This is a genomic window from Actinoplanes sp. NPDC048796, from assembly GCF_040650035.1.
GTDB lineage: Bacteria > Actinomycetota > Actinomycetes > Mycobacteriales > Micromonosporaceae > Actinoplanes.
In genome coordinates this window covers 277,526-294,575 of the sequence record NZ_JBEZGO010000004.1, presented here as the reverse complement: position 1 = coordinate 294,575, position 17,050 = coordinate 277,526, and the positions used below count along the sequence as shown (strand labels likewise).

Sequence of the window (17,050 nt, the reverse complement as noted above, 5' to 3'; positions counted from 1 at the left end):
GGTGCGGGCACCCGGCATGGGCTAGGTTGTCGATCATCATGGCAGCGCATGAAGCAACGACCACGACCGATTTCGATCTCCATGAACGAGCGCAGTGGGCCGGCCGGGCCACCGCGTACCAGGGCAGTTTCGCCGCCCTGTGCGCCCATCCGGCCGGGGCGCTGCTGGACGCCGCGGGCGTCGAGGCCGGCGTCCGCGTGCTCGACGCGGGCACCGGCACGGGCACCGTCGCGGCACTGGCCTGGGCGCGCGGCGCACACGTGGTGGCCGTCGACGCCGAGCCGAGCATGCTGGAGCTGACCAGCCGCCGCGTCCCGGCGGCCGAGGTCCACCGGGCGGTCCTGCCGGAGCTGCCGTTCCCGGACGGCTCCTTCGACGCGGCCGTGGCCAACTTCGTCGTCAACCACGTCGGCGACCCCACGGCCGCGATCCGCGAGCTCCGCCGCGTCGTCCGCCCCGGCGGCCGCGTCGCCGTGACGATCTGGCCGTACCCCGCACCGCCGGCACAGCGACTCTGGTCGACCGTCTTCGACGCGGCCGGCGTCGACCGCCCGGCCGGCCTGCCCCGCCTCGCCCCGGACAAGGACTTCCCGCGTACAGAGGACGGCCTGGCCACCTTGCTCCGCCGCTCCGGCCTCGCCGGCGTCACCAGCGAGACCATCACCTGGACCCACCGCACCGACCCCGAGTCGTGGTGGAGCGGCCCGGCCAACGGCCTGAGCGCCCCCGGCCAGGTGATGCGGCGCCAGGACACGGCCACCCTCGCCCACATCCGCCAGTCGTACGACGAACACACCGCCGCCTTCCTCGACGATGACGGAAGGCTCGCCCTGCCCACAGCCGCCCTGCTGGCCTCCGGAGCCGCCGGCTGAGCGCCGCCGCCCGAACCGCGCCGAGCGAAGCCTCGGAGGCGTTGACTGAGCGACGCGGCGGAAGCGGGGCCGCGCGTCGGGGCGTGAGCGATCAGACTGGGTCGATGACTGAGCACGGAGGCGTCCGGGAGAGGGACCGAGGGCCGGCGGTACGGGCCGGATGGGTCGCGGCACTGGCGGCGACGGTCGGGTTCATGCCGCTGCACGTCGTGTGGGCCGCGGGGGTTCCGCTGTTCGCGGTCGAGGAACGGTTCGACGAGTGGCACGCCGACGGTGGCGCCGTGTACCTGTGGACGCTGAACGCTCTCGCGCTGCTGCCGGCCGTGCTGGCCCTCGCGCTGATCCGGCCCTGGGGGCTGGTCTTTCCGGGCTGGGTGCCGGGCCTCGCGGGCCGGCGGGTGCCACGTGGGCTGCTCCTGGTTCCGGGATACGGGCTGGTCGTGGCCCTCTCCGCGTACCTGGCGTTCGCGACTGTGCTGGCGTTCGTGCAATGGGACGCGCCCGAGGCGATCTTCAGCCCGTGGACCGGCGTCTACGGCATCCTGCATTTCACCGTGTGGATCGTCGCCCTGGCCGTCGCGACGCGCTCCTACGAGCGCCACACCCGCGGCGTCAGCCGGACAGAAGCCGATCCAGCGCGCCCTCGTCGCCGCTGACCGACGCCGCGCCGCTCGCACGGGCGGCGGCGAGCGAGGTCTCCCCGCCGAGCAGGGCGTTCAGGGTGGCGGGGTCGGTGCGAAGGGTCGCCGCGGGGTCGGCCGGCTCGCCGGGTTCGATGTGCAGCCGGCCGTCGGCCGCGGTCACGGTCCAGGCCCGGTCGCCGAGTTCGACGCGGTAGACGCCCGGCGCCTGCGGGGTCCGCGAACCCCGCAGGAACAACAGCACGGAGGCCGCGCTCAAGTGAGCCGGCTCGGGCGGCGCGTAGCGCAGGCCCCAGCCTCCCAGGGCCAGGATGATCGGCTCGAGTTCCCGGCCGGACTCGGTCAGCTCGTAGAGCTGCCGTTTCACCAGGACCCCGCGGGCTTGGAGCTCGCGCAGCCGGTCGGTGAGCATGTTGGAGCTGGCCCCCGGCAGGGCCCGGCGCAGGTCGGAGAAGCGTTGCGGGCCCAGGAGCAACTCGCGGACGACGAGCAGCGCCCACCGCTCCCCCACCACGTCGAGCGCGCGGGCGATGGCGCACGCGTCCCCGTAGCTGCGACTCGTCGGCATGTGGTTGTTTTTAACAACCACGATGGCTAGCGTCAAACGGCATGGGACAGCCAGTGGTGCACTTCGAGATCATCGGATCGGATCCGCGGCAGCTGCGCGGCTACTACGGCCGCCTGTTCGGGTGGACGTTCGACACCAGCGGGCCCGTCGCGGCGTCGGTGTCCGCGACGGGCGAATACGGCTTCGTCGACGGCGGCCTTCCCGGCGGCGTGGGCGGTGGGGCCGGGTACGAGCCACGGGCCTTGTTCTATGTAGGCGTTCCCGACGTCGAGGCCGCGCTCCGGGAGGCTGAACGGCTGGGCGGAAGCCGGGTGTCGGAGCCGGAGCGCGTGCGGGACGGAGCCCTGACCGTCGCTCACTTCAGGGACCCCGAGGGCAATCTCGTCGGGCTCGCCGCGGTCACGTAGACGGCCTCATACCCGCGCAGCACGAAGGTCGGGCGCTGGACCGGCTCCGCGGCCAGTGCCAGCTCCGGGGCGTGGTCGAGCAGGGCGGTCAGGGCCGCCCGCAGTTCCAGGCGGGCCAGCGGGGCGCCCAGGCAGAAGTGCGGGCCCGCGCCGAAACCCAGGTGCGGATTGGGGGTACGGGCGATGTCGAACCGGTCCGGGCCGGCGAAGACCGCGGGGTCGCGGTTGGCCGCGCCGAGCAGGGCCGCCACCTCGGCGCCGGCCGGGATCGTGACGGCGCCCAGGTGGACGTCGGCGGCGGCCGTACGGATGAACATGTGCAGCGGGGAGTCGTAGCGGATCATCTCCTCGGCCGCGCTGTCGATCAGCGTGCGGTCGGCGCGCAGCCGGGCCAGTTCGGCCGGGTGGCGCAGCAGGGCCACCACGCCCCCGCCGAGGGCGTTCACCGAGGCCTCGTGGCCGGCGTTGAGCAGCAGGATCGCCGAGGCCACCACCTCGTCCGGCGTGAGGTCGCCGGCGGCCAGGTGGCTGATCATGTCGTCGCGCGGGTCGGCGGCGCGGCGGGCGGCCAGCGCGCGCAGGTAGTCCGCGAACTCCCGGCAGGCGTCCAGGGCCGCCGCCTCGTCGGCCGGGGTGCGCGTGACCTCGTACATCCGCACGATGGCGGCGGACCACGGCCGCAACCAGCGGCGATCGGCGACGGGAACGCCGAGCAGTTCCGCGATCACCTCGACCGCCAGCGGCTCGGCCACGTCGGCCAGCAGGTCGAAGGACGGTCCGGCGGCCGCGAGCAGAGAGGCCGCCGAGGCCGCGATCGCCGGTTGCAGCCGGGCGACGTGACCACGGTTGAAGGCCGCGGCGACCGACGAACGGAGCCTGGTGTGTACGGGCGGCTCGTTCTCCATCATCTGGTTGCGGTGCAGGAGATTGAACGGCTCGTACGTCGAAGCCGGCTCCCGGTCCGTCCAGAAGCGGCCCAGCCGGCGGTCGCGCAGGACCGCCCCGGCGGTGGCGTGGCTCGCGGCCAGCCACCGCCCGGTCGGCTCGTGCCACAGCACCGGCCCGGCCGCGCGGAGCCGGGCCAGCGCCGGGTACGGATCGCGGATGAACCCCGGATCCCCGAAATCGATCACGGCGAGGGCGGGAACAGGTCGTCGAAGACGGCGCCCCGGTCGAACGTCATCGCGTGCTCGCGGGCGCGCTTGGCCAGGTCCTCCTTGTCGGAGTCGGACATGTCGAGCACGGCCGTGTCGATCGCCTCGGCCAGGGCGTTGATGTCGCCCGCCTCCACGATGATCGCCGTGTCGCCGACCGCCTCGCCCGTGCCGCCGGTCAGCGTCGTGATGATCGGGCCGCCGCCGGCCAGGGCCTTCTCGGCCAGGGCGATGCCGAACGTCTCGACGAAGTCCGGTTCCGGCTTGGTCGGCAGGGCGTACGCGGCGCAGCCGCGCATGAGCAGCGGCTTCTCCTCGTCGTCGACGTCGGTCAGGAAGATGATCTGGTCGTCCTCCTTGGCCATCGCCCGCACGTGCTCCAGCGCCGGGCCGGTGCCCGCCACGACCAGCTTCACCTTGTCGCGGGAGCGCATCTGCCCGTACGCGATGATCAGGTCGTAGATGCCCTTGGCTCGGGCCACCCGGGACAGGAAGAGCACATAGCCACCCCGTTCCAGGCCCCGCTTGGCCAGGGCCGCGTCCACCGCGTCCTCGTCCAGGTCGAGGTACGCGGACGAGTCGATCGGCGGATAGCTGACGGTGACGCGAGCGCGGCACTGGTCGGCGAACGACGTGCCGCACGCCTCGTCCACTTCCCGCGCCGAGGCGATGATCTCGTCGCGGGTGTACTCGGAGACCGCCACCACCTCGTCGTTGGCCAGGAACGTGGTGAACAGGACGGTCGCCGCGCCGAAGCGGCCCTCGCGCAGGCAGGAACGGATCACGTTAGTCACGTCCGAGCCGACCGCCTTGGCCACCGTGCGCACGTCCGGGTCGAAGCCGGCGGCCCGGGCCGAGGTCACGGCGTCCACCACGACCTGCGTGTGCGGCACCAGGTACATCGACAGGCAGACGGTCGGGACCGGGTCGGCCAGCAACTCGACCAGGCGCCCGGTCAGCCCGGCCAGATGACGTCCGTCCGGCACCCGGTAGTCGCCGACGGCCTCCGGGCGTTCGACGGTGATGCCCTCGGTGTACGGCAGGAGGCGGTCCAGTGGCTTGAGCGGCAGCCCGGCCGACTGGAGCACGCCGATGGGCCAGGTCAGCAGTCGTACGTCGGTGAAGCCCCGGGTCAGCGCCACCTCGGCCAGGTTGCGGGCCTCGCCGGAATGGCCGCAGATCACCGGGTCGGCACGGACCACGATGACGAGTCGGCGATCGGGGTGGGTCAACGTTCCTCCGGTGGTGACGGGTCGGACAGGGAGGGCGGGCGGTTCCCGCTTCCCCAGCTCGTCGGCTCCGGGCCCAGCCGCAGGTGCAACCGGCCGCCGCGGTGCACGGTGGCGGCGCTCAGATGCGTGGCGTGCAACGGCTTGCCGTTCAGGGTGGCCGATTGGACGTACTGGGCCGGAAGCTCGCGGTCGAGTCCGTCGCTGCCGATCGGGTTGTCCCGCAGGCCGCTGGTCTCGACGACGAACTCGCCACCCGGCATCTGGATCGCCGCGCGCTCGAAAGCCGGCGCGTTGACGAGGAACAGCCGTTGACCGGCGACCGGGAACAGGCCGAGCGACGCCCACACGTACCAGGAACTCAGCCCGCCCGAGTCGTCGTTGCCGGGCAGGCCACCCGGCCCGGTGCCGAACTGCCAGGTCAAGGCCGACTGCACGACTTCGGCGGTACGGTCGGGGCGCCCCGCCCAGTGGTAGGCCCACGGCGCTTCCATGTCGGGCTCGTTGTTCAGGCCCTCGAAGCGGTTGAGCGCGTAGCCCGCGGCCATCTCGCCCGGCTGGGGACGCCGGCCGGGCTGGGTGACCGGGCCGGCGCCGTACCCGAAGAACCGGTCGAGTTTGGCCAGGAAGGCGCCGTCGCCGCCGGCCAGCGCGATGCGCGCGGCCATGTCGTGGACCAGGCGGAAGGAGTAGTTCCACTTGCCGCCCTCGTAGAACTCCGAGTCGCGCAGCAGCCCGGTGGCCGGGTCGAACGCGTTCACCCAGCCCTTGGCCTTCTCCTCGAGGTCCCGGGCCAGCCGGCGGTCGCCGAGCGCGCGGGCCACGCGGGCCGTGCACTGATAGGCGTAGGCCAGGTCGAGGGTGTGCGTGATCGGGTGGACGACACCGTGCTCGAAGAAGTCCTCGCCGTACATCCGCCGCAGGTCGTCGACCATGTGGACCAGGGCCCAGGCCCAGTCGATCTCGGCCCGGCCCAGCGCCTGGGCGTCGGCGATGGCGGTGTGCGCGAGCGCGCTGGCCTGCCGGAAGAACCGGTCGGCGCCGCGGGCCATCCGGTAGCCGATCGGGAAGTTGCCCTCCTCCTCACAGACCCGGATGAGCGATTCCAGCAGGTCGGCCGAGCGCTCGGGGGCGATCGCGGCCAGCAGCGGCAGCTGGGTCTTGTAGATGTCCCACATGGTGCAGACGTCGAAGGCGTACGGACCGGAATTGGGCCAGAACGGGCTCTCGTCGTCGGCGAAACACGGCTTGATCAGCGAGTGGTAGAGCGCCGTGGAGAACACGGTGCGCCGCGACGGCGTACCACCGTCGACGCGAACTTTGTCCAGGTGCTCGCGCCAGCGGGACCTGGTCGCCGAACGGACCCGGCCGAACGACGGGCCGTCCTCGCCGCACTCGCGGCGCAGGTTGTCGCGGGCCTGGTCGCAGCCGCGCAGCGAGAAACCGAGCCGGACCTCGACCGTCTGACCGGCGCGGGCGTTGCCGCGGAACAGCATGCCGAACGGGCGCAGGTTGGTGTGCCGGATGCTGTCGAAGTCGAGCCGGGTGCCGCCGTCGATGAGCCGCCGGTCGTACCAGAGCATCTGCCGCCAGCCGGGCGAGTCCACCTCGGCGTAGACACTGAGCGGAACGCCCTCCATGACCACGGTGCCCTGGGCCCGGCCCATCCCCATGCTCTCGACCTGGGCCCGGAGCGGAACCGTGCGGCCGAGCTCGACAGCGAGCCCGCCCATCGACATGTCGATGACCACGCGGCCGCTGCTGCTCTCCGGGAACGTGTACCGGTGCACGGCCACCTTGGCCCCGACGGTGATCTCGCAGCGGATGCCGGTGTCCAGCGTGGCCGCGTAGTAGCCGGGCGAGGCCTCCTCGTCGGTCAGCGCCCACGACTGCCCGAGCTCGTCGAGCGGCTGCACCATCGGGGTGACCCGGACGTAGTTGTAGTACTTGCGGATGGCGCCGGTGCCGGACTGCTGAAAGTGGGTGAACCCGGAGGCCTGCAAGCGGTCGAACATCTCCTCCGGCACCCCCTCGGTGTTCTTGCTGTAGAGGCCGTACCCGGTCGGGTACGCGCCGGAGTAGGCGCACGCGGAGACCATGCCCAGCGGCGAGGTCGCTCCCGGATGGGTGTTGCCCACCTGGGGTTTGGGCCACCACCAGGTGGCGGCCAGGCCGAGAGGCGGCGCCAGGTCGGTCGCCGCGGTGCCGATGAAAGGGTCGACGTTGTCAAGAATGGCGGGACTCTACCTATCTGGAGGTTCGGTGGAGGTTTCCGTCAGGTGAACTCCGCCCGAGAAGTTGATCAAGGCGCCTTGTCGGCCTCGTGATCATTCTGTCGTAAATCCGGCTGGCCGAATCCGGCTGATACCCGATCGGGCAGCGGTGCCGATGGCACGGTTCTGGAAGCATCGGGGCGTGAATTACTCCCTCGGCGTCGACCTGGGCACGACGCAGACCGCGGCGGCGGTACGCGAGAGCGACGGGCGGGTCGACGTCGTCCGTCTCGGCACGCGCCGGGCCGAGATCCCGTCCCTGGTGTTCGTGACACCCGAGGGCGGGCTGCTGATCGGTGAGGCGGCCGAGCGGCGGGGCCAGGCCGAACCGGACCGGCTGGCCCGCGAGTTCAAGCGGCGCCTCGGCGACCCGGTGCCGATCCTGGCCGGCGGGGTGCCGTTCTCGGCCCACGCGCTGACCGGAAAACTGCTGCGGCACGTGCTGGACACGGTGGCCCGCGAGCGCGGCGGCCCGCCGGCCACGATCACCATCACCCATCCGGCGAACTGGGGACCGTACAAGAGGGAGCAGTTCGACCAGGCGGTGCGGCTGGCCGACGCCGGAACGGTTTCCTTCCGTACGGAACCGGAAGCGGCCGCCCTGCGGCACGCGACCGCCCGCCAGGTCGGCCCGGGCGAGACGGTGGCGGTCTACGACCTGGGCGGCGGCACGTTCGACGTGGCGGTGCTGCGCCGCGAGGGCCCCGGTTTCGTGCTGCTGGGCGAGGCCGAGGGCATCGAACAGCTCGGCGGCGCCGACTTCGACGAGGCGGTGTTCGCCCACGTCCTGGACGTGCTGGGCGACGCGGCGACCGACCTCGACGGCGACGACCCCGAGGTGGTGACGGCCCTGGCCCGGCTGCGCCGCGACTGCGTGGAGGCGAAGGAGTCCCTGTCCTTCGACACCGAGACGTCGATCCCGGTGGCGCTGCCCGGCCTGCACCGCCGGATCCGCCTGAACCGCTCCGAGTTCGAGGCGATGATCGCCCCGGCCCTGTCCGACACGATCGACGCGACCCGCCGAGCCCTGCGCGGCGCCGGCGTCACCCCCGACCAGCTCACAGCGATCCTGCTGGCCGGCGGCTCCTCCCGGATCCCCCTGGTCGCCCAGACCCTGACCGGCGCCCTGTCCCGCCCGGTAGCCGCCGACCCCCACCCGGAACACAGCGTCGCCCTCGGCGCCGCCCTGTCCACCGCGGCGGCAGGCGTGGTCTCAGCGCCGCCGCCCACTCCGGTACCGCCGCTCGCGACGGCTGACGGGCACGCGTCGGCCTCGCTCGCCGCGGCGCAGAGCTCGGCACGGCCCCCTTCCGCGGCACCGCCGACCTCAGCACCTCGGCAATCGTCCGCGGCGGGTGTGCAATACAAGCGGGGAGCCGCCTCCGTACCGGGCACCGCCTCCGTGCCCGGCGCCGCCTCCGTGCCCGGCGCCGCCTCCACACCGGTCACCGCCTCCACACCGGTCACCGCTTCGCTGCCGGACACTTCGGAAATGTCGGGAAAGTCGCCTGCCGGGGTGCCGAATGCTCCGGTGATGCCAGCTGTCGCCCCCGCGGCCACGGCTGACACGGCTGACACACAAGTTTTCGGCTCGCCGCCCGCGACGACAGCGCACACACGAATTCTCGCCGCGCAGCCAAGCCCGCCCGCGGACGGAACACGGCCCTTCGGCACGTCCCCGAGCTCGCAGGCGCCCGGGGACGGCGCATGGGCCGTGAGCGCGCCGCCGAATCAGCACGCGCCCGGGGACAGCACATGGGCCATGGGCGCGCCTCCAAATCAGCACGCGCCCAGCGACGGCAGGTGGGCCATGGGCGCGCCCCCAAATCAGCACGCGCCTGGGGACGGCACATGGGCCATGGGCGCGCCGCCGAACCAGCACGCGCCCGGGGACGGCACGTGGGCGGCCGGCGCGCCTGCGGCGGTTGCGGGGGCGGCCGGTGCGCCCGCGGCGGTTGCGGGAGCGGCGGGCGGGCCTGCGGGCCGGGGGCGTAAGCGGCTGCTCGCGGTCACCGGCGCCTTCGTCGCGGTGCTGGTCGCGGCCGGGGTCGGCACGTACGTCGTCCTGAACCGGGACGACCAGCCGGAGAGGAACGACGACGCGTTTCCGAAGAGCACCGTGGCCTATCCCACCGACAAGAAGCTTCTTGTCCGGGTCGACACCGGGGCCGGGACCGGGCCGGAGCGGGTGTCCAAGATTTACGCGTTCCAGCCGGGGGCGGACACCCCGCGTACTCCGCTGAAGGGCACCGAGCCCGGCGACGCTCTGCCCAAGTGGTCGCACGACCGGCAGCGGATCGCTCTCTCGCATGCCGCCGGTCAGGCCGTCGAGATCTACGTGATGAACGCCGACGGCTCCGGGCGCCGCCGGGTCATCGAGGACGCGCCGGGGCGGGTCGCCTGGTCCGCCGATGACAGCAAGCTCGCGTTCGTCAAGAAGGTCGACGGGGTCGGCCAGCTCTTCACCATGCCGGTCGACGGTGGGCCGCACCGGCAGCTCACCTTCTCGCGGGATCCCAAGGACGATCCGTTCTGGGCGGCCGACGGCAAGACCATCGTGTACTGGGTTCAGCGCGGCGGCGTCAAGCAGGTCTACGAGCTCGACGTGGCCGCTCCGAAGGAGCCCGGCCGGCCGATCACCACCGCCGCGATGGGGCAGGCCAACGATCCCGCGCTGTCGCCGGACGGTTCCCGGCTGCTGTTCACCCGGGAGGGCGAGGATGACGACTCCGACATCTGGATCGTCGACCGCGACGGCGCGAATCCGCGGCAGCTGACCGACGATCCGACCCGGGAGCAGGATCCGAGCTGGTCACCGGACGGCACGTGGTTCGCCTTCGCCCGCGGTCCCTACGAGCAGCCGCGGATCGTGCTGCTCAAGCCCGACGGCACCGGCGAGGCGGTCGTCACCAAGCCGGGTCAGCGCGAGGCTCATCCCTGCTGGTTCTGAGGACCAACAGGCCTTCGCAGGTACGGGTCGCCGCCCGCGCCGCCGTTTTCAGGTCGCGGGCGGAGAGTGGATGTTCGGCGATCCGCTGCCACTTCGCCCGCGCCGCGCGCGCCCGGTCGGCCACTTCCTCGTCGCTCGACTCCGGGGCCAGGCCCAGGCGGCTGTACGGGTCGATGCCGTTCCCGCCGATCAGCCGGTCCAGCTCGGCCAGCTGATCGTCCTTTCCCGGTACGCGGCCCGCCCGCACCAGGCGCAGCAGCCGCAGCTCCGTCAGCTCGTGCGCCCCGGCCCGGATCCGCTCCGCCTCGACCGCGGCCGCCGAGCCCGGCGTGACACATTCGCCGAGCACGGCCAGCGCCGAGCGGGCCTTGAGCACGTCGGCCCGGCCCGCGAACTGCGCGGTCAGCACCTCGCGCAGCCGGCCCAGGCCGCTCTGTTCGGTCAGGGCCGCGGCCAGCCCGGGCGCGTCCCCGACCGACCCGTCCTTGATCAGGCGCACCGACACCCGTACCCCGAAGAGCCCCAACCGGCCCAGGAGCCGCCGCCGCGCTTCGCCGGAGTCGGCGAACCGGTCGGCCGTGAGCAGCAGCTCGATGACGTCGTCCATGGGCCGCGCGGCGACACCGGCCAGCTCGCGGAACTCGTCCTCGCGCAGCGTCGCCCCGGCCACGCCGAGCAGCCCGGCCACCGGCACGATCACCGGGCACAGCCGGCGCAGGCGTTCGTCGGCCGCGTACCGGCCGGCGATCTGGTTCGCCGCCGTCATCGCGTCGAGCCGGCAGCCGCCGATCTCGTCGGCCCGCGACAGCACACCGACCGCGTTGACGGGCGTGCCCTCGCTGACCCCGTCGGCGTGGAACGACTCGAGGAACCGCACGTCGCTGCCGTGCATGTGGCGCAGCAGGTAGAGCACGGCGTCGGTCTGCGCGGCCCGTTCGCCCTCGGCGTCGAGGAACGCCATGGTCCGCAGCGACACGTCGGCCGACAGCGACGCGATGCCGGGCGTGTCGACCAGGGTGTGCTGACGGAGGCGGCCGCTCGGCAGCCGTACCTCAAGCCTCTCGATCTGCTCGGCCGGGCGCCCCAGGGAGATCTCGACGGACCCGCCGCGCCGGGTGAAGGGCAGGGATTCGACAGATCCGTCACTGCCGTACGCGGTCACGGCGTACCGGGGCCCGTCGGCGTACCAGGTGACGATCGTCGTGCACTCCCCGGCGTCGGTCGGCGCCAGTTCCTCGCCGACGAGCGCGTTCAGCAGCGTCGACTTGCCGGCCTTGACCCGCCCGGCGATGGCCACCCGCAGCGGCTCGTCCACCCGCGCCCGCGCCGCCACCAGCCGCGGATTGCCGGTTTCGGCCAGCGCCCGATCGAGCAGCCCCCGCACCTGGTCGAGCAGGGCCGCCCTCACGCGGCGAGCCCGTCGAGCTGGCGGCGCTGGTCGGCCAGGGCCTCCAGGCGGGCCTTCTTGGCGCTGTCCGGCATCTCCGCGGCGCGGTGGGCGGCGGCCCGGGATGCCGTGGCCGCGCGTTCGACGGAACGGGCCCGGTCGGCGAACTCGTCGCGCAACAGGCGCTGGGTGCGGCGTACCGCCTCGCGGCAGTCGCGGCCCAGATGAAAGCCCACGTCGTCGATGTATTTGCGCAGCTCCGACAGCGCCAGCTGGCGGCGCTGGCGCACCTGGCGCTCCTTCTCCATCTTCATCAGCCGCCGGCCCAGCGTCAGGCCGGCGATCAGGCCGAGCGGCGCCGCCCAGGCCACGCTGAACAGGGCGCCCACCGCGCCCAGCAGGTAGAACCCGCCGTACGAGACCCGGGCCGCCGTGAACGCCCCCAGGAACTGCTGCGTGCGGGTCTGGTGGAAGCTGACGTCGAGCTCGGCCGCCTTGGACAGGGCCAGTTCGGGCGCCGGCAGGTCGATCTCCAGCTGGTCGCACTCGAGGCCGAAACGCCGGGCCACCTCGGCCGCCAGCTGTTCGGTCCGGGCGACCAGCAGCATCAGGTTGTCGGCGGCGGCCGCCGCGGCCTCCCGGGCCGCCCACGCCTGGAAGTCCTGCCAGGTGTCGCGGGGGTCGGAGGCGTCAAGGACCTCGGCGCCGTCGCGGATGATCCGCCGGAGCCGTTCGCGCAGGTCGTGGTCGACGTCGGCCGCCAGGTCCTGGATGCCGTCGCCGAGCAGGGTCTGCCACGAGCCGTGGGCCAGGGTCGCGCTGCGGCGCGCCCGTTCCTCGTACCGCTGGACCGCCTGGGGAACACCGCGCAGCGCGGCCCCTTCGGCGTCGACGCGCTCGCGCAGCCGCTCGACCACGAACGACAGTTCGGCCCGGGCCGCCGCGACCCGGTCGGCCATCGCCGCCTCGAGCACGTCGCGGCGCAGCAGGTCGACCAGGCGCGGGTAGCCGGACTCCTGGTTGAGCGCCTGGTCGTCGCGGGCCTGGGCCCGGGCCCGCAGGAACGACGACACCGGCACGACCGGCACGTCGAGCCCGGCCCGTTTCAGGTGCCCCTCGTTGATCCGGGCGATCCGCCGCCATTCCGCGTGCAGGTCGGTCTTTGTGAGCACGCAGTAGGTGCGGGGGCAGCGTTCGGCCGTACGCCGCAGGAAGTCGACCTCGGGAGCCGTCAGTTCCTGGGCGGCGTCGGTGACGAACAGGGCCGCGCCGGCCGAGGGCAGCAGCGCCAGCGTGACGTTGCCCTGGGCCGAGTCGAGACCGCCGACGCCCGGGGTGTCGACGAGGGCCAGGCCCGCGGCGAGCAGCCGCCGGTCGAGCCGCACCTCGATGGGCTGGTCGAGGTGGTCCGGGATGGCGGTGAGGTCGATCGGCGCGCCGTTCGCGGACGCCGCGGGTGGCTGCCCGAAGCGCAGAGTCATCGGCGCCGCGGTGACGATGTCGGCGCCGACCGGGCACACGTCGGTGCGCAGAAGGGCGTTGACCAGGGTGCTCTTGCCCTGTTTGAACTCGCCGACCACGGCCACGGTGACGTCGGCCGCGCGCAGTTGTGCGGTGGCCCGGTCGATCCGGTCGACCAGGTCGGCTTCCCCGCTGCCGGCCGCGAGCGCCCGCGCGCCGGCCAGCTCGCCGAGCACGGTCAACGGCACTCCTCCGCCTCACTCACAGCGACCGACCGCACGACCCTACACAGTGGTGGCCCTCGGTCGAGCCCTCCTCTCGGACGGATTTCCGACAGGCGAGCGGACATCCCGATGTGCGATGTTGTGCGCCGTACCGCCCCCAGGTCCCTCCGCACGCGCGGCCGGAACGGCACCCCGCGCGGCGCGTGCGGAGCCACTATCGTGTGCGCTCATGGCCGAGACCCAGCGCAAGCCGGTACCGCGTAACGACGACGGGGAGATCGACACCGCGATCGCCTTCCTGGACTTCGCGCGGGAGTCCGTGCTGAAGAAGGCCGAAGGGCTGAGCGACGAGCAGCTGCGTTCCGTGCTGGTGCCCACCGGCACCAATCTGCTCGGGCTGATCGCGCACCTCACCGCCGGTGAGCGCTACTGGTTCGCGTACACGATGGCGGGCGAGACGACCGGCGAGCCCGACTTCGACATGGCGGTGGCGGCCGAGGTGAGCACGGCCGAGGTCGTCGCCGCCTACCGGGCCGCGATCGAGCACAGCAACGCGATCATCCGGGCCGCCGCCGACACCGCCGCGCCGGTGCACCACCCGATCGACGGCCGGTTCCTCAGCCTGCGGTGGGTGCTGGCCCACATGACGAGCGAGACGGCCCGGCACGCGGGTCACGCCGACATCCTCCGCGAGCTGATCGACGGGACCACCGGTCGATAGCGGCGCAAGTTACCTGCGAGTTACATTGCCGGGGTGACGCACGAGGTCTTCAACCAGGCGCCCCCGCTCGTGGACTACGACGTGTCGGCCGACGCGGCGCTGCTGGCCGCCGTCGCCCGCGAGGGCGCGCCGTGGGCGGTGGGCGACCTGCACCGGCTGGGCAAGCTGGCCGGCACGGCCGAGCCGCAGCGCTGGGCCGACGAGGCCAACCGGTACGAGCCGCGGCTGGTCACCCACGACCGCTACGGGCACCGGGTCGACGAGGCCGAGTTCCACCCGTCGTGGCACCGGCTCATGGAGGTCGCGGTCGGCGAGGGCCTCGCCGGCTCGCCGTGGGCCGACCCTCGCCCCGGTGCTCACGTCGCCCGCGCCGCCGGGGTCTTCGTCTGGTCGCAGGTCGAGGCCGGGCACATCTGCCCGGTCTCGATGACGTACGCCGTGGTCCCCGCCCTGCGCCACAATCCCGATCTGTCCGGAGTCTACGAACCGCTCCTCGCGTCCCGCGTCTACGACTTCGGCCTGCGGACACCCACCACCAAGCGCGGGCTGATCGCCGGCATGGGCATGACGGAGAAGCAGGGCGGATCGGACGTCCGCGCGAATACGACAAAGGCCACGAGATCGGCCGACGGCACTTACCGTTTGACCGGCCACAAATGGTTCACGAGCGCGCCCATGTCCGACCTGTTCTTGGTGCTCGCCCAAACCCCGGCCGGTTTGTCCTGTTTCATGGTCCCGCGGGTGCTCCCGGACGGCACGCGGAACGTCTTCCGCATTCAACGGCTCAAGGACAAGCTGGGCAACCGCAGCAACGCCTCCTCCGAGCCGGAGTTCGACGTCACCACGGCCTGGCTGGTCGGCCCCGAGGGCCAGGGCGTCCGCACGATCATCGAGATGGTCGCCATGACCCGGCTCGACTGCGTGACCGGCTCCGCCTCGGGCATGCGGGCCGCCCTCACCCAGGCGATCCACCACACCCGGCACCGCAGCGCGTTCGGCGGCGTGCTCGCCGACAAGCCCGTCATGCGCGCCGTCCTGGCCGACATGGCCGTCGAATCCGAGGCCGCCACCCTGCTCGCCCTGCGCCTGGCCGGCGCCGTCGACCGCGGCGAGCACGCCTTCCAGCGGCTGGCCGTCGCCGTCGGCAAATTCTGGGTGTGCAAGCGCCAGCCCGTCCTGGTCGGCGAGGCCCTCGAATGCCTGGGCGGTAACGGCTACGTGGAGGACTCCGGAATGCCCCGGCTCTACCGCGACGCCCCGCTCAACTCGATCTGGGAGGGCTCCGGCAACGTCCAGGCCCTCGACGTGCTGCGCACGCTGAGCCGCGAGCCCGACGCGCTGGCCGCCTTCCTGGCCGAGGCCGAGGCCGCCGCGGGCGCCGACCGGCGGCTCGACGCCGCGATCACCGCCCTGAAAAACGAGCGGCCCGACGAGGCGGACGCCCGCCGGATGGTGGAGCGCCTGGCCCTCGTACTGCAAGGGTCCCTGCTCGTGCGGCACGCCCCGGCCGAGGTCGCCGACGCCTTCTGCGCCACCCGCCTCGGCGGCGACTGGGGGCACACCTTCGGCACCCTCCCCCGCGGCGCCGACACCACCGCCATCGTCGACCGCGCCGCCCCCGCCTGACGCCGCCGGCCCGCTAGGGTGCCCCGGTGGCGCTCGGCTCGGACTTTCGCAGGCTCTGGACGGCGTACGGGATCAGCGAGTTCGGCACGGGCCTCGGCTTCGGCGCGATTCCCCTGGTGGCGGTGCTGATCCTGAAGGTCAGCGAGTGGCAGGTGTCGCTGCTGGCCGCACTGGCCGGGGTGGCCGCCGCGGCCCTGGCCCTGCCGGCCGGCCCGTGGATCGAGTTCCACCGCAAGCGGCCCGTGATGATCGGGGCCGACCTGGCCCGGTTCGCCGCGCTGATCACCGTCCCGCTCGCCATCGCCGCCGGCACGCTCACGTACGCACAGCTCTGCCTGGTGGCGATCGTCCAGTCGGTGGCCGCGATCGCGTTCGCCTCGGCCAGCGGCGCCCACCTCAAGGCGCTGGTCGGCCCGGCCGGGCGGGCCACCGCCAACGGCCGCTTCGAGGCCACCTTCTGGACGGCGTACAGCGCCGGCCCGGCCCTGGGCGGCGCGCTCACCTCGTGGCTGGGCGCCGCCGTCACCATCGCGGTGGACGCGGTGAGCTTCCTGCTCTCGGCGTTGGGCGTACGGGCCCTGCGCAGCGCCGAGCCCGACCCGCCCGAGCGGGTGGCCGGCACCGGCCGGTGGCGGGAGATCGCCGAGGGCTGGCGCTACATCGCCGGGCACCGCGGCCTGCGCGCCGTCTTCCTGAACCAGCAGATCTTCGCCGGCGCCATGATGGCCGCCTCGCCGCTGCTGGCCGTCCTGATGCTGCGCGACCTCGGCTTCCCGCCCTGGCAGTACGGGATCGGCTGGGGCGCGTCCTGCGTCGGCGGCATCCTGGGCGCGCTGGCGATGCGCCCGCTGACCGACCGTTTCGGCGCCCACCGCGTACTGGTCTGGTCAGGCCTGTTCCGTGCCCTGTGGCTGGCCCCGCTGGCCCTCATCCCGGCGGGCGTGCCGGGACTCGTACTGATGATCGCTCTCGAGGTTTTCGCGCTGTTCGGTTCCGGGGTGTCCAACCCGTCGGTCGCCACCTACCGGATGACCGAGACCGACGACCGCTCCATGTCGCGGGTGATCGCCTGCTGGCAGATCAGCTCCCGCACCGCCCAGCCGGTCTTCATCGCCCTCGGCGGGGCGCTGGCCGCGGCCACCAGCGTGCGGGCCGCCCTGCTCGTCTGCGGTCTCGGCGCGCTGGCCAGCTCGGCGTTACTCCCCTGGCGTGAATCCGTCACGGCCACGCCGATCTGATTCCCGACATGGTGTATCCCCGGCTCCGCCCGCGCCTCATCCTGATCGGACGAGACGTACGACCCCGGGAGGTCACCGTGGACACCACCAGCACGAAAGCGGTCTTCTCGGCCGTGACGAGCGGCATCATCGCTTTCCTGTCGTCGCTGCTCACCGCGTTGCAAGGCGAGAACACCGGCTTCGACACGATCACCGACGGCCAGTGGGTCACCGCCGTTCTGGCCGCCGTCGTGGCCGTCGCCGGCACCGGCGCCGTCACCTACCAGGTGCGCAACAAGGAGAAGGCCCCGGCTTAGGGA

Annotated in this window: 14 protein-coding genes; 8 read left to right on the top strand and 6 right to left on the bottom strand. The window is 72.9% G+C overall.

Annotation, left to right across the window (positions count from 1 at the left end; translation table 11 throughout):
• Positions 1 to 38: 38 nt before the first annotated feature.
• Together AB0C26_RS19945 and AB0C26_RS19940 are read left to right on the top strand one after the other, a co-directional pair.
• The gene (locus AB0C26_RS19945) at positions 39 to 872 is read left to right on the top strand and encodes a class I SAM-dependent methyltransferase (RefSeq protein ID WP_360249032.1); all 834 of its coding nucleotides are present in this window, start codon (positions 39 to 41) and stop codon (positions 870 to 872) included.
• Between the two features lie 104 nt (positions 873 to 976).
• Positions 977 to 1,528 (top strand): hypothetical protein, encoded by a 552-nt coding sequence (locus AB0C26_RS19940; protein ID WP_360249029.1) that lies wholly within the window; start codon positions 977 to 979, stop codon positions 1,526 to 1,528.
• Here AB0C26_RS19940 and AB0C26_RS19935 read toward each other — a convergent pair.
• On the bottom strand, positions 1,485 to 2,081 hold the full coding sequence (locus AB0C26_RS19935) for a winged helix-turn-helix transcriptional regulator (protein WP_360249026.1): 597 nt from the start codon (positions 2,079 to 2,081) through the stop codon (positions 1,485 to 1,487). The two genes, AB0C26_RS19940 and AB0C26_RS19935, sit on opposite strands and share 44 nt — an antisense overlap.
• Before the next feature lie 41 nt (positions 2,082 to 2,122).
• On the opposite strand from AB0C26_RS19935, the gene AB0C26_RS19930 reads away from it, so the two are divergent.
• Positions 2,123 to 2,488 carry a VOC family protein gene (locus AB0C26_RS19930; protein WP_360249023.1) on the top strand — a complete coding sequence of 122 codons (366 nt, stop codon included), beginning with the start codon at positions 2,123 to 2,125 and terminating at the stop codon, positions 2,486 to 2,488.
• Here AB0C26_RS19930 and AB0C26_RS19925 read toward each other — a convergent pair.
• The 3 genes from AB0C26_RS19925 to AB0C26_RS19915 are packed head-to-tail and all read right to left on the bottom strand — an operon-like array spanning position 2,437 to position 7,105.
• Positions 2,437 to 3,621 (bottom strand): cytochrome P450, encoded by a 1,185-nt coding sequence (locus AB0C26_RS19925; protein WP_360249020.1) that lies wholly within the window; start codon positions 3,619 to 3,621, stop codon positions 2,437 to 2,439. The two genes, AB0C26_RS19930 and AB0C26_RS19925, sit on opposite strands and share 52 nt — an antisense overlap.
• Complete coding sequence (locus AB0C26_RS19920; protein WP_360249017.1) at positions 3,618 to 4,874, bottom strand: glycosyltransferase; 1,257 nt, start codon at positions 4,872 to 4,874, stop codon at positions 3,618 to 3,620. The genes AB0C26_RS19925 and AB0C26_RS19920 overlap by 4 nt, the downstream gene beginning before the upstream one ends.
• Positions 4,871 to 7,105 carry a glycoside hydrolase domain-containing protein gene (locus AB0C26_RS19915; protein ID WP_360250001.1) on the bottom strand — a complete coding sequence of 745 codons (2,235 nt, stop codon included), beginning with the start codon at positions 7,103 to 7,105 and terminating at the stop codon, positions 4,871 to 4,873. The genes AB0C26_RS19920 and AB0C26_RS19915 overlap by 4 nt, the downstream gene beginning before the upstream one ends.
• A 181-nt stretch (positions 7,106 to 7,286) precedes the next feature.
• Between AB0C26_RS19915 and AB0C26_RS19910 the strand changes: the two genes are divergently transcribed.
• The gene (locus AB0C26_RS19910; protein ID WP_360249014.1) at positions 7,287 to 10,094 is read left to right on the top strand and encodes an Hsp70 family protein; all 2,808 of its coding nucleotides are present in this window, start codon (positions 7,287 to 7,289) and stop codon (positions 10,092 to 10,094) included.
• On the opposite strand, the gene AB0C26_RS19905 is transcribed toward AB0C26_RS19910, so the two are convergent.
• Positions 10,051 to 11,502 carry a dynamin family protein gene (locus AB0C26_RS19905; RefSeq protein WP_360249011.1) on the bottom strand — a complete coding sequence of 484 codons (1,452 nt, stop codon included), beginning with the start codon at positions 11,500 to 11,502 and terminating at the stop codon, positions 10,051 to 10,053. The two genes, AB0C26_RS19910 and AB0C26_RS19905, sit on opposite strands and share 44 nt — an antisense overlap.
• Positions 11,499 to 13,178: a dynamin family protein gene (locus AB0C26_RS19900; protein ID WP_360249998.1), complete on the bottom strand. Its 1,680-nt coding sequence runs from the start codon at positions 13,176 to 13,178 to the stop codon at positions 11,499 to 11,501. The genes AB0C26_RS19905 and AB0C26_RS19900 overlap by 4 nt, the downstream gene beginning before the upstream one ends.
• 217 nt (positions 13,179 to 13,395) lie before the next feature.
• Here AB0C26_RS19900 and AB0C26_RS19895 point away from each other — a divergent pair, with 217 nt between their 5' ends.
• The 4 genes from AB0C26_RS19895 to AB0C26_RS19880 are packed head-to-tail and all read left to right on the top strand — an operon-like array spanning position 13,396 to position 17,047.
• Positions 13,396 to 13,887: a DinB family protein gene (locus tag AB0C26_RS19895; protein ID WP_360249008.1), complete on the top strand. Its 492-nt coding sequence runs from the start codon at positions 13,396 to 13,398 to the stop codon at positions 13,885 to 13,887.
• A gap of 33 nt (positions 13,888 to 13,920) precedes the next feature.
• Positions 13,921 to 15,513 carry an acyl-CoA dehydrogenase family protein gene (locus AB0C26_RS19890; protein WP_360249005.1) on the top strand — a complete coding sequence of 531 codons (1,593 nt, stop codon included), beginning with the start codon at positions 13,921 to 13,923 and terminating at the stop codon, positions 15,511 to 15,513.
• Between the two features lie 26 nt (positions 15,514 to 15,539).
• Positions 15,540 to 16,751, top strand: coding sequence for an MFS transporter (locus AB0C26_RS19885; protein ID WP_360249002.1), 1,212 nt, complete (start codon positions 15,540 to 15,542; stop codon positions 16,749 to 16,751).
• 8 nt (positions 16,752 to 16,759) lie between these two features.
• Positions 16,760 to 17,047: a hypothetical protein gene (locus tag AB0C26_RS19880; protein WP_360248999.1), complete on the top strand. Its 288-nt coding sequence runs from the start codon at positions 16,760 to 16,762 to the stop codon at positions 17,045 to 17,047.
• Positions 17,048 to 17,050 lie beyond the last annotated feature (3 nt).

Coding starts and splice junctions, on each gene's coding strand:
- AB0C26_RS19945 (WP_360249032.1), top strand. CDS start 39: ATGGCAGCGCATGAAGCAACGACCACGACCGATTTCGATCTCCATGAA.
- AB0C26_RS19940 (WP_360249029.1), top strand. CDS start 977: ATGACTGAGCACGGAGGCGTCCGGGAGAGGGACCGAGGGCCGGCGGTA.
- AB0C26_RS19935 (WP_360249026.1), bottom strand. CDS start 2,081: ATGCCGACGAGTCGCAGCTACGGGGACGCGTGCGCCATCGCCCGCGCG.
- AB0C26_RS19930 (WP_360249023.1), top strand. CDS start 2,123: ATGGGACAGCCAGTGGTGCACTTCGAGATCATCGGATCGGATCCGCGG.
- AB0C26_RS19895 (WP_360249008.1), top strand. CDS start 13,396: ATGGCCGAGACCCAGCGCAAGCCGGTACCGCGTAACGACGACGGGGAG.
- AB0C26_RS19880 (WP_360248999.1), top strand. CDS start 16,760: ATGGTGTATCCCCGGCTCCGCCCGCGCCTCATCCTGATCGGACGAGAC.